Raw genomic sequence first — 11,652 nt, 5'->3', positions numbered from 1 at the left:
CTACTTTGAGGGACCAAAGTAGCCAAAGTCCTTCGCTCCGGTTCCGGCCCCGGCTTCGCCGGGGTTCCTTCTTCCTGACACTGATTCGGAGGTCGCTGCAAATGGGCCATCCATGGCCCAGTGCAGCTCAATCGGCATCCATGCCGATTGCCCCCCGAATCAGCGCCAGGACTCAGCCTTCACCCACGTCGCAATCGGCGGTGTCCGCACTATCGCGCAAAAAAAAGCACGGCGGCGCCGCTGTCTCACCGGATAGCCAGATGACTTGTATAACGATGAGAGGGCGACGGTCCGGTCACACGGAGAGGTGCAGCATCCGGTCTCCCTGCAGGGCCTCACCCGGTCGGCGCTTGTTGACGGCCAGTTCGCCGATTCTGATCAACCGGGTGCGTGTGACATTGCGTGTCAGGCCCAGCAGGCTGGCGGTGTGCACCTGATTGTGATGGCAGAATCGATACGCGGCTCTCAGCAGCGCGTCCTCGACTTTTTCATGCAGGGCACCGGCCTGCTCCTCGAACAGTGTCTGGAATGCCCGGTTCAGCAACTGTTCCGGGGTCTCTTCCTGCTGAGTGTATTCATCCTGACGCTCGATACGCAGGTTGGACATGCGCAGGTCGTCGCGCTGAATCACCCCGTCACGGCAGACCAGCAGGGTGTGGTGAATCACGTTTTCCAGCTCGCGGATATTGCCGGGCCAGCTGTAGGTTTTCAGCTTGTGCTCGGCTTCCGGGCTGACCCTGACCGGGCCGTTCCTGAGACGCTGGCTGTAGACCTGAATGAAATGCAGCGCCAGCGGCAGGATGTCGCCCGGCCTGTCCCGCAACGGGCTCAGTTCCAGATTGACCACGTCCAGCCGGTAGTAGAGATCCTCACGGAAGTGCCCGGCGTTGATGGCTTTCTCTAGCTGCACGTTGGTGGCCGCCAGCACCCGTACATCGATCGGAATGCTCTTGCGCGAACCCAGACGCACCACTTCGCGCTCCTGAAGCACGCGCAGCAATTTGACCTGCAGGCTCATGGGCAGGTCGCCGATCTCGTCGAGAAACAGCGTGCCGCCATTGGCCTCTTCGAACCAGCCTGCCTTGGCGCCGATAGCGCCGGTAAAGGCACCTTTCTCGTGACCGAACAGCTCGGCCTCGATCAGGTTTTCGGAAAAGGCTCCGCAGTTGACCGCCACGAACGGCTTGTCGCGGCGGGCGCTGAGTGCATGGACGTGACGGGCCACCAGCTCCTTGCCGGTGCCGGTTTCGCCGATGATCAGCACGCTGGCATCGCTCGGCGCCACCTGTCTGACGTGCTCCAGCAGGGCTCTGGATTTCGGGTCTTCGAACACCTGCGCCGTGGCCCGGATGGAGGTGGCCAGCGCAGGCGAGTGCGGTAGGGTCAGCAGTTGCACTGACATCACTTGGCCTGCGGCGGCAGGTCGTTGGCGATCATCTCGCCGAACGGGCCGGTCAGGTTGGTGATGCCGCGTCCCGCCAGGCTGGCGTACGGCTCCGGCAGCAGCGGGAACACCAGTTCGGCAAAGCGATAGGCTTCTTCCAGGTGCGGGTAGCCGGAAAAGATGAAGCTCTCGATGCCCAGGTCCGCGTATTCCTTGATGCGTGCCGCCACTTCTTCGGGGTTGCCCACCAAAGCGGTACCAGCGCCGCCACGCACCAGACCGACGCCTGCCCACAGGTTCGGGGCGATTTCCAGGTTGTCGCGACGACCGTCGTGCAGGGCAGCCATGCGGCGCTGTCCTTCGGAGTCGAAGCGCGAGAAAGATTTCTGCGCTGCGGCGATGGTGTCGTCACTGATGTGCTCGATCAGCGTGCTCGCCGCTTTCCAGGCTTCTTCGCTGGTCTCGCGGACAATGACGTGCAGACGAATACCGAACTTCACGGTCCGGCCCTTGCGTGCCGCGCGCTCACGCACATCGGCCAGCTTCTGGGCGACGGCGGCTGGAGGCTCGCCCCAGGTCAGGTAAACGTCAACCTGATCGGCAGCCAGATCGTGCGCCGCGTCGGAGGAACCACCGAAATACAACGGCGGATAGGGTTTCTGGATCGGCGGGTAGAGCGCCTTGGCGTTCTGCACGCGCAGGTGCTTGCCTTCGAAGTCCACAGCTTCGCCTTGCAGGACCCGACGCCAGATTTTCAGGAACTCGTCGGTCACTTCGTAGCGTTCACTGTGATCGAGAAAACTGCCATCGCCCCGGTTCTCGTCCGGGTCGCCGCCGGTGACGACGTTGATCAACAAGCGGCCGCCGGACAGTCGATCCAGCGTTGCCGCCATGCGCGCCGACACTGTCGGAGAAATGATGCCCGGACGAATCGCCACCAAGTACTTGAGTTTTTCGGTGAGCGGCACCAGCGCCGAGGCGATCACCCACGAGTCTTCGCATGAACGCCCGGTGGGAATCAGTACGCCGTAGTAACCCAGATCATCAGCCGCCTGCGCCACCTGCTTGAGGTAATTGAGCGTGACCGGGCGCGCGCCCTTGGTCGTGCCCAGATAATGGCCATCGCCGTGAGTCGGAAGAAACCAGAAAACGTTCATGAAAAATCCTTGAGTGGTCGGCCGGGTCAGAGTGGGTGAAGGCAACTGTTGGATCCCGGACAGCAGGTCAGCAGTGCCTCGAAGTGACGCCATTTATAGACACTCAGATTTATTCCGTAAAAGAACGTTAATCCATATTTTTAGACTCTTAGGTTATATAAATAAAAGTCAGACGTTCAGGTGCCTCGCTTACACCGCTCTGGCGCTCGTCTGCCGGCCGAAACTTTGCCCACCCCGGCCTGTCACCTTTTTAAGTTCAGAGGGAGTCAGGCAATGGCAAGGGCAATCTGGAAGGGCGCGATCAGTTTCGGGCTGGTGCATATACCGGTGGCACTGATTTCGGCGACATCATCGAAAGGCGTCGATTTTGACTGGCTCGACAAGCGCAGCATGGACCCGGTGGGCTACAAGCGCATCAACAAGGTCACCGGCAAGGAAGTGTCCAGCGAGAACATCGTCAAGGGCGTTGAATACGAGAAAGACCGTTACGTGGTGCTCAGCGAGCAGGAAATCCGTGCTGCGCATCCCAAGTCCACGCAAACCATCGATATCTTCGGCTTCGTCGACAGCCAGCAGATTCCCTTGCAGAACATCGACACCCCTTACTTTCTGACCCCCGACAAGCGCGGCGAAAAGGTCTACGCCTTGCTGCGCGAGACGTTGCACGATACTAAAAAAGTGGCGCTGGCCAATGTGGTGCTGCACACCAAGGAGCATCTGGCTGCCGTCATGCCGCTGGCTTCAGCGCTGGTCATGGTGATCCTGCGCTGGCCGGCCGATGTGCGTGAGCTCGATGATCTGGACCTGAGCGATGCGGTCACCGACGTGCAGTTGAACAAAAGCGAGCGCGACATGGCCAAGCGTCTGGTCAAGGACATGAGTGCCGACTGGACACCCGAAGACTACCGCGACACCTTCCAGGACAAGATCATGCAATTGGTCGAAACCAAAGCCAAGGAGGGCAAGATCCAGGACCTTGAAACCGATCAGGGCGAGGAAGAGCGCAAGAGCGCCGATGTCATCGACCTGACCGACCTGTTGCGCCGCAGCCTGGCGGGCAAGGGCGGCGCCAGCAAGAGCAAGGCGAGCAAACCTGCGGCCAAGGCCAAGGCGTCCGCTACCAAAGAACCTGCCAAGCGCCGTGCGCCGGCTCGCAAGAAAACCAGCAAGGCCTCCTGAGCCGTACGGGGACATTGACCATGGCCAAGCCTGTCAGCGAATACACGCGCAAACGCAACTTCGACATCACCTCGGAGCCTGCCGAGGCGGGCAGCAAAAAGCGCTCGGCAAAGGCTCATGCGTTGAGCTTCGTCATTCAGAAGCATGACGCGAGCCACCTGCATTACGATTTCCGTCTTGAGCTGGACGGCACGCTCAAAAGCTGGGCAGTGCCCAAGGGGCCGAGCCTTGATCCGACCCAGAAACGCCTGGCGGTGCATGTCGAAGATCACCCGCTGGGCTACGCCAGTTTCGAAGGCAGTATTCCCAAGGGGCAGTACGGCGGTGGCGACGTCATTGTCTGGGACCGTGGCGTCTGGGAGCCCCATGGCGACCCGCGCAAGACCTACGCTGAGGGCAAACTCAAGTTCACGCTGATCGGCGAAAAGCTCACCGGTGACTGGGCACTGGTGCGTACCCGGCTCAAGGGCAGCGGCAGCAAGGAGCAGTGGCTGCTGATCAAGGAAAAGGATTCGGTCGCCCGGCCTGCCGACGAATACGACATCATCGAGCAACAGCCGCAGAGCGTGATCAGCGGTGCGCATGTCGGCGTCGGACGGGTTCCGGCATCGAAGGCCAAACCCCGGTCGACAAAGACCAAAACCGATAGTGCAACGGCCAAACCTTCCCGCACGTCGTCCCGCACAAAGGCGAAGGCCGCGCTTCCCGAATTGCTTACCCCGCAACTCGCTACATTGGTGGACGCGCCGCCTGCGGGTGAGTGGCTGTATGAAATCAAGTTCGACGGCTATCGCATCCTGACGCGTATTCAGGGCGATGAGGTGCGACTGTTCACGCGCAATGGCAACGATTGGACCGAGCGGCTGCCCGAGCTGGCCAAGGCGATCAAGGCGCTGAAACTGCAGGACACCTGGTTCGACGGCGAAGTCGTGGTGCTCAACGACCAAGGGCTGCCGGATTTTCAGGCGTTGCAGAATGCCTTTGAAATCGGTCGCAGCAAGGACATTCTCTACTACCTGTTCGACATGCCGTATCTGACTGGTGAGGACCTGCGTGAGGTGCCCATTGAGCAGCGCCGCGATGCGCTCAAACAGGTGCTCGGTAAACAGCGCAGCCGTCTGCTGCGTTTCTCCGATGCGTTTCGTTCGGGGCACAAGGACATCGTCGAAAGCGCCAGCGCGATGGGGCTGGAGGGCGTGATCGGCAAACGGGCCGGCAGTCCCTACGTCAGCAAACGCAACGCCGACTGGATCAAGCTCAAATGCCGACTGCGCCAGGAGTTCGTGATCGTCGGTTATACCGCGCCGCAGGGCAGTCGCTCGGCGTTCGGTGCCTTGCTGCTGGCGGTCAATGATGACGACGGTCTGGTCTATGCAGGGCGGGTCGGCACCGGTTTCACCAGTCAGACCCTTAAGCAGTTGCACGATCAGTTACAGCCGCTGGAGCGCGACACCTCGCCGCTCGACAAGAAGCTCACCTCGGCACAGGCGCGGGGTGTGCAATGGGTGGAGCCGCAGCTGATCTGCGAGGCCGAATTCGCGGAGTGGACGCGGGAAGGCATTCTGCGTCAGGCCGCTTTCGTAGGATTGCGCAGCGACAAACCCGCCAGTGAGGTGGTGCGTGAGTACCCTCAGCCAGCCGACATTGCCAGCCGCCCCAAAGTTGCGAAGGGCGCTAAAGCGAAGGCTGCGCAGACGCCCGTCGCGCGCAAGACGGCGCGAGGCAAGGTCAATGTTGCGAGTGTCGGCATCAGCCATTCGGACCGGGTGATCGACAGCAAGAGCGGCACGCAGAAGATCGAACTGGCCCAGTTTTATGAATCGATTGCCGACTGGATCCTGCCGTATCTGAACAATCGTCCCGTCGCGCTGCTGCGCTGCCCCGAGGGCATCGACGGCGAGCAGTTTTTTCAGAAACACTCCGAGCGCCTGGCGATTCCCCATATCCGGCAACTGGATCGCAAGCTTGATCCGGGCCATGCCGCGCTGATGGAAATCGACACGGTTCAGGCCCTGGTCGGTGCCGCGCAAATGGGCGCCATCGAGTTTCATACCTGGGGGTCGACCAGTGATCGCATCGAAACGCCTGACCACTTGGTGCTCGACCTTGACCCGGATCCGGCCTTGCCCTGGCGCAGCATGATCGAGGCCACACAAATGGTGTTGGCGGTGCTTGAAGAACTTGGGCTTGAGGCCTTTCTGAAAACCAGCGGCGGCAAAGGCATGCACATTATCGTGCCGCTCGCCCGGCATGCCGACTGGGATACGGTCAAAGGCTTCGCCAAAGCCATCGCCGAGTTCGTGACCCAACAGCTGCCCGAGCGTTTCACCGCCACCATGGGCCCGAAAAACCGCGTCGGCCGCATTTTTGTCGACTACCTGCGCAACAGCCGTGGCGGCAGTACGGTCACCGCCTATTCGGTTCGTGCCCGGCCCGGGCTTCCCGTTTCGGTGCCGATAGCGCTCGATGAACTGGCGGGCCTCACGTCTTCGGCTCAATGGGACGTCACCAATCTGGAGCAACGTCTGCGTGAATTGAAAGGCGATCCGTGGGCGGGTTACCGTAACCGGCAGAAAATCACGCAAAAGATGTGGAAGCAGCTGGGGGCCAAGCGGTCCTGAATACTCAAAATAAAACACGTGCAGGACAGATAAGGAGAACGTCATGACGCCACCCCATCACCTGACCCGCAGAAGACTGCTCACCCTGGCGGCAGGTGTAGGCGCCGCACTGGTGTTCGACACCGCTGCCGGTGACCAGAAACCGCCGACGCTGCCATCGTCGTCCGACCCTTCATCACTTCCCTCAAAACTGACATCCGGAGGCAAGACCATGCTGACCCGAGCGATTCCCTCCAGCAATGAACCGCTGCCTGTCGTTGGCCTTGGCACTTATCGCGGTTTTGATGTGGCCACTTCCAGCCCGGCCTACAAGCAGTTGCGCCCGGTTCTGGACGCACTGTTCGCAGCAGGCGGCAGTGTCGTCGACAGCTCGCCCATGTACGGGCGCGCCGAGCAGACCACCGGGGAATTGCTGTCGATCCACGAGCCGCGATCCCCCGCGTTTCTGGCGACCAAGGTCTGGACGCGGGGACGTAGCGAAGGCATCGCGCAGATGGAGGAGTCGTTCAAGCTGCTGCAGACCGACCGGATCGACCTGATGCAGATTCATAACCTGCTGGACTGGAAGACCCATCTGCCTACATTGCGCGATTGGAAGGAACAGGGTCGCATTCGCTACATTGGCATCAGCCACTACACCTCGAGCGCTTACGCTGACGTGGAAGCGGTGCTCAAGAGCGAGCCGCTGGATTTTCTGCAGATCAATTACGCGCTTGACGACCGTGATGTCGAGAAACGGATCCTGCCGCTGTGCAGGGAACGCGGTGTGGCGGTCATCTGCAATCGGCCGTTTGGTGGCGGCGGACTGTTGTCGCGGCTCAAGGACAAGCCTTTACCGGGCTGGGCTGCGCAGGTCGAAGTGAACAGCTGGCCGCAACTGGCGCTTAAATTTCTGCTGGCCAACCCCGCTGTTACCTGTGTGATTCCGGGCACCGGGAACCCGCGTTACATGGCCGAGAACGTCGGCGCCGGGTTTGGCCCGACCTTGACCGATGCGCAGCGTCAGCAGTTGATTGCCTTGGCGGGTTAATCGCAACGGTGTCCGCGAACAATATCGCGAACACCGTCTTGTGCCGTCAGGGTCTTCTACAGAATCCGGTACAGCAGACGCTCGACCCTGACACGACTCACGCGGCGTAGAAACTTGCGCACGCCCTCAGGGTAGTTCGCCAGCGTATCCAGCTCGTCGTATTGACTGACGCGCTGGGTGTTGCGCATCAAGTGGGCGATTTCTGCTTGTCGCGGCGCAGTCCACTGACCTTGCGGATCATCGATCAGCAGTCCGTTTTCCAGGTCGAGGTTGAACGCGCGCGGGTTCAGATTGTTGCCGGTCAGCAGGGTATAACGCTGATCGACCCAGATGCCCTTGAGGTGAAAGGTGTTGTCGCCATGCTTCCACAGGTGCACGTTCAAACGGTGCTGGGCAATGGCCTTGCGGTGCTTCTGGGTGAAACGTCGCAGGCTGATCTCATACAGATAGGGCAGGGCAGAGATCACCTTGAACGGTTCGTCCGGGTGGATGAAAAAGTCGTTGGCGGTCTTGTCGCCGATGATGATATCGACATTCACGCCGCGCTTGAGCGCCCGGTTGATTTCGCGGGTCACGGCCACTGGCAGATTGAAGTAGGGCGTACAGATCGTCAGCTGGATCTTGCTGGAAGCGATCAGGTCGCAAATGGTGCGGTTCAGACCGTTGCGCGGACCGACGCCCAGCAGCGGCACGACGCGAAACTCACCGTTTTCCTTTTCGCCCGAGGAGGTGTCGTAGGCCGCACGTTTGAGGTTGCTGCGAAACGCACGAATCTCGCCGCGCAGGCTGCGTGAACTGGGCGGAGACTGCAGGTCCAGGCGATGCACGGCCGGAGAAGGCAGTATTTCGCGCTGCACCAGATCCACGAAACTGTCTGCCAGCGGTGCGCTCTCGATCAGGTGATAACGGTCCAGCCGGTACTTGTCGAGCTTGTGCAGGTAGACGTTGTTAATGCTGGCGCCACTGTAGATGACGCAGTCATCGATCACGCTGCCCTTGAGGTGCAACACGCCGAAGAGCTCGCGGGTCTGGACCGGTACGCCGTAGATCGGTACTTCCTGGTCGTACTCCAGATTCTGCGCCTGATACCAGGTCGAATTGCCCGGCTGGCGTCCTGCACCGATCAGCCCGCGCTGCGCCCGAAACCAGTCGACCAGCACCACCACCTCCAGCTCCGGGCGGGCAGTTTTGGCAGCGTAAAGGGCATCGAGGATTTCCTGGCCCGCTTCATCCTGCTGAAGGTACAGCGCGATGATGTAGATGCGGCGGGTCGCCGAAGCGATCCTTTCCAGCAGGCAGCGCCGGTAGTCGGCGGCAGAGGGGACGATGGAGATTGCATCGCCCGGCAGGGCAAAACCGCGGAGCGCCGCCAGGGTCGAGCGTCGGAAGTTGGACTGCATAGGCCTCTCGATGGGATAACCAACAGCGGCTGAGCTTACACCACACAACGCATCAGGTCGCCGCCAGTGTCCTGTTTCATCTTGTGACCATGCGTTTCAAGGCGTTTCCTGGTCTCGTAGGGTTCTCTGAAACGATGGCGCAAATCGAGCGCTCGACGGACTGATCCGCAGTCTGTGCCATTTGTGACGCAGAGCGCTCATCGCTATACACAAGTCTGGAAGACGCGCAAAAGGGAGCCAAAACGTAAGTATCTGACTGAATGCATACCCTGTGGGAGGCGCCACTACGTCTTCGACGGAGCGCTGTCGCGCGGCAAACACCGGACCGTGGGAGGCGGCTTGCCGGCGATGAACGATGACGCGATTTTCCTGACATTCCGCGTCGGCTGCATCGCCGGCAAGCCGCCTCCCACAGTAGTCCGTGGTTGCAAGACTTGGGTGCATGGGGATGATCAGCGTGCTTGAGATCTCTGATCGTTCGCACGCTCCAGCGTGGTAACGCCTCTCAGAACACTCTGCATCCGCCTTTCGTCGTGAAACCCGCTGTGTATCCGCTTGCACACAAATAAACGATAACCGTTCCCAGTCACACCTGATAGCATTTCGCATTAACACAAGAAGGGCGCAGTCACGGAAGGACACTGCCCGGCCCACTTTATCGTTCAGCAGGACATCTCCATGCACACCTCGCCATTTCCTTTGCGCCTGACGCTGATTGCGTTTGGCTGTTCCCTGGGTCTTCCCGTCTGGGCCGCTACCGACACGTCTGCCTCGTCAGGCGGCCCGATGGTGCTGGGCGAAACTGCGATCAGCGCTGACAAGATCGCCCCTCAGGCGTTGCCGCCCGTTTACGCCGGTGGCCAGGTGGCTCGTGGCGGGCAGCTTGGCGTATTGGGCAGTTCGGACATCATGGACGTGCCTTTCAGCATGAACAGCTACACCGAGCAGTTGATCGAGGATCAGCAGGCCGAAGACATCGGCGACGTGCTGCTCAATGACGCCTCGGTTCGCCAGTCATCCGGCTACGCCAACGCCTCGCAGGTGTTTGTGATCCGTGGTTTCGCGCTGAATACCGACGACATTTCCTACAACGGCCTCTATGGCGTGCTGCCTCGTCAGATCATTTCGACCGACGCGCTGGAGCGTGTCGAAGTCTTCAAAGGCCCCAATGCCTTCATCAACGGCGTGACGCCAACCGGTTCCGGCATAGGCGGTGGCGTGAACCTGCAGCCCAAGCGCGCCAGGGACACACCGACACGTCGCTTCACCACGGACATCAGCAGTGACGGGCGGGTTGGCGAGCATCTGGATCTGGGTCAGCGCTTTGGTGAGGACAACCGGTTCGGCGCACGCCTGAACCTGGCCCAGCGCGAAGGTGAAACCGGCGTCGATGACGAAGAACATCGCAGCAAGATGTTCGCGCTGGGCCTTGATTATCGCGGCGATAACTTCCGTATTTCCGGCGACTTCGCTTACCAGAAGCAGCGCATCAACCAGAGCCGCAACACTGTGTTCGTGGGCAGCGGCCTGACCAGCGTGCCTCACGCGCCTGACTCCGATACCAACTACGCCCCCAACTGGACCTGGACTGAAACCGAAGACACCTTCGGCATGAGCCGGGTCGAGTATGACCTCAACGATGACTGGATGCTGTATGCCGCGGCCGGTGCCAAACACACCCGTGAAACCGGTATCTATGGATCCCCGACCATCAACGACGCTGCCGGAAACATCACGGCGACGCCGTCTTTCATTCCTCATGATGAAGACAACAAGACCGCCATGGCAGGCATCAATGGCAACCTGCAGACCGGTCCCGTCAGCCACAAGGTCAACTTCGGTCTGTCAGGGATCTGGACCGAACAGCGCAATGCGTACCTGTTCGGCGGCAGCCGCGCCAGCAGCAACCTTTACGACCCGGTGTCGACTGAGCGTCCTGCGCTGAACGGCATCACCGCTGGCGACCTGAACGACCCCGGCATCACCGGCAAGAGCCGCATGCGCAGCGCAGCGTTCTCCGACACGCTGGGTTTCTTCGACGATCGTCTGTTGGTGACGGCGGGGCTGCGTCGTCAGCAACTGCGCGTTCAGGGCTACGCCTATGGCAGCGGCCCGCGGACTTCGCTGTATGACGAGGCAATTACGACGCCCATCTATGGAGTGGTGTTCAAACCGTGGCGCTACGTGTCGTTCTATGCCAACCGTATCGAGGGCCTGGCCCAAGGGCCGACCGCGCCGGGCAATGTGACGATCAATCCGGGCGAGATCTTTCCGCCTGCGCGTTCCAAGCAGGTCGAGGCCGGTGTGAAGCTGGACATGGGCACCTTCGGCGCGAGCCTGGGTGTGTACCGCATCGAGCAACCGGCCGATGGTTATCAGGTTCAGGAAGGTAGCGGCACCCGGTATGTTCGCGATGGCGAGCAGCGCAACAAGGGCGTGGAAATGAATGTGTTCGGTGAGCCGGTCAGCGGACTGCGCCTGCTGGCGGGTCTGACCCTGATGGACACTGAATTGAGCGGGACTGCGGGCGGCAGCAACGATGGCAACGATGCAGTGGGTGTGCCGACCTTCCAGTTCAACGCCGGAGCAGACTGGGACATTCCGGGCATCGAAGGCGCGGCCCTCAACGCGCGCATGCTGCGCACCGGAGGCCAGTACCTGAACGCGTCGAACACTTTGAGTATTCCGACCTGGAACCGCTTCGACCTGGGCGCACGCTACACCTTCAACGTCGCGCAAAAAGACATCACCCTGCGCGCCAACGTCGAAAACCTGATGAACAAGGATTATTGGGCGTCCACCAACGGCGGCTACCTGACTCAGGGTGAGCCACGCACCTTGAAAGTGTCGGGCACCATCGACTTCTGATCGACAACCGTCT

Annotated in this window: 7 protein-coding genes; 4 read left to right on the top strand and 3 right to left on the bottom strand. The window is 60.7% G+C overall.

Annotated elements, in window-relative coordinates; genetic code table 11:
• Positions 1-295: 295 nt before the first annotated feature.
• Positions 296-1,402, bottom strand: coding sequence for a sigma-54 interaction domain-containing protein (locus AO065_RS20555; protein ID WP_029241252.1), 1,107 nt, complete (start codon positions 1,400-1,402; stop codon positions 296-298).
• Positions 1,402-2,541, bottom strand: a complete 1,140-nt coding sequence (ssuD, locus tag AO065_RS20550) for an FMNH2-dependent alkanesulfonate monooxygenase (RefSeq protein WP_004887000.1) — start codon at positions 2,539-2,541, stop codon at positions 1,402-1,404. The genes AO065_RS20555 and ssuD overlap by 1 nt, the downstream gene beginning before the upstream one ends.
• Before the next feature lie 273 nt (positions 2,542-2,814).
• On the opposite strand from ssuD, the gene ku reads away from it, so the two are divergent.
• The 3 genes from ku to AO065_RS20535 are packed head-to-tail and all read left to right on the top strand — an operon-like array spanning position 2,815 to position 7,371.
• Positions 2,815-3,720, top strand: a complete 906-nt coding sequence (gene ku / locus AO065_RS20545) for a non-homologous end joining protein Ku (RefSeq protein WP_004887003.1) — start codon at positions 2,815-2,817, stop codon at positions 3,718-3,720.
• 20 nt (positions 3,721-3,740) lie between these two features.
• Positions 3,741-6,341 carry a DNA ligase D gene (gene ligD / locus AO065_RS20540; RefSeq protein ID WP_004887006.1) on the top strand — a complete coding sequence of 867 codons (2,601 nt, stop codon included), beginning with the start codon at positions 3,741-3,743 and terminating at the stop codon, positions 6,339-6,341.
• A 43-nt stretch (positions 6,342-6,384) separates the two neighbouring features.
• Positions 6,385-7,371 carry an aldo/keto reductase gene (locus AO065_RS20535; RefSeq protein ID WP_004887012.1) on the top strand — a complete coding sequence of 329 codons (987 nt, stop codon included), beginning with the start codon at positions 6,385-6,387 and terminating at the stop codon, positions 7,369-7,371.
• A gap of 56 nt (positions 7,372-7,427) precedes the next feature.
• Here AO065_RS20535 and pssA read toward each other — a convergent pair whose 3' ends face one another.
• Complete coding sequence (gene pssA, locus AO065_RS20530; RefSeq protein WP_004887015.1) at positions 7,428-8,771, bottom strand: CDP-diacylglycerol--serine O-phosphatidyltransferase; 1,344 nt, start codon at positions 8,769-8,771, stop codon at positions 7,428-7,430.
• Between the two features lie 678 nt (positions 8,772-9,449).
• Between pssA and AO065_RS20525 the strand changes: the two genes are divergently transcribed.
• Complete coding sequence (locus tag AO065_RS20525) at positions 9,450-11,639, top strand: TonB-dependent receptor (protein WP_004887030.1); 2,190 nt, start codon at positions 9,450-9,452, stop codon at positions 11,637-11,639.
• The last annotated feature ends 13 nt before the right edge of the window (positions 11,640-11,652 follow it).

Origin of the sequence: Pseudomonas viridiflava (assembly GCF_001642795.1) — a bacterium.
Classification (GTDB): Bacteria; Pseudomonadota; Gammaproteobacteria; order Pseudomonadales; family Pseudomonadaceae; genus Aquipseudomonas; species Aquipseudomonas viridiflava.
This window is presented reverse-complemented; position numbering and strand designations above follow the sequence as displayed.

What these genes read in the sequence shown, in the direction of transcription:
- ku (WP_004887003.1), top strand. Translation starts at nt 2,815, where the DNA reads ATGGCAAGGGCAATCTGGAAGGGCGCGATCAGTTTCGGGCTGGTGCAT.
- ligD (WP_004887006.1), top strand. Translation starts at nt 3,741, where the DNA reads ATGGCCAAGCCTGTCAGCGAATACACGCGCAAACGCAACTTCGACATC.
- AO065_RS20555 (WP_029241252.1), bottom strand. Translation starts at nt 1,402, where the DNA reads ATGTCAGTGCAACTGCTGACCCTACCGCACTCGCCTGCGCTGGCCACC.
- AO065_RS20525 (WP_004887030.1), top strand. Translation starts at nt 9,450, where the DNA reads ATGCACACCTCGCCATTTCCTTTGCGCCTGACGCTGATTGCGTTTGGC.
- ssuD (WP_004887000.1), bottom strand. Translation starts at nt 2,541, where the DNA reads ATGAACGTTTTCTGGTTTCTTCCGACTCACGGCGATGGCCATTATCTG.
- pssA (WP_004887015.1), bottom strand. Translation starts at nt 8,771, where the DNA reads ATGCAGTCCAACTTCCGACGCTCGACCCTGGCGGCGCTCCGCGGTTTT.
- AO065_RS20535 (WP_004887012.1), top strand. Translation starts at nt 6,385, where the DNA reads ATGACGCCACCCCATCACCTGACCCGCAGAAGACTGCTCACCCTGGCG.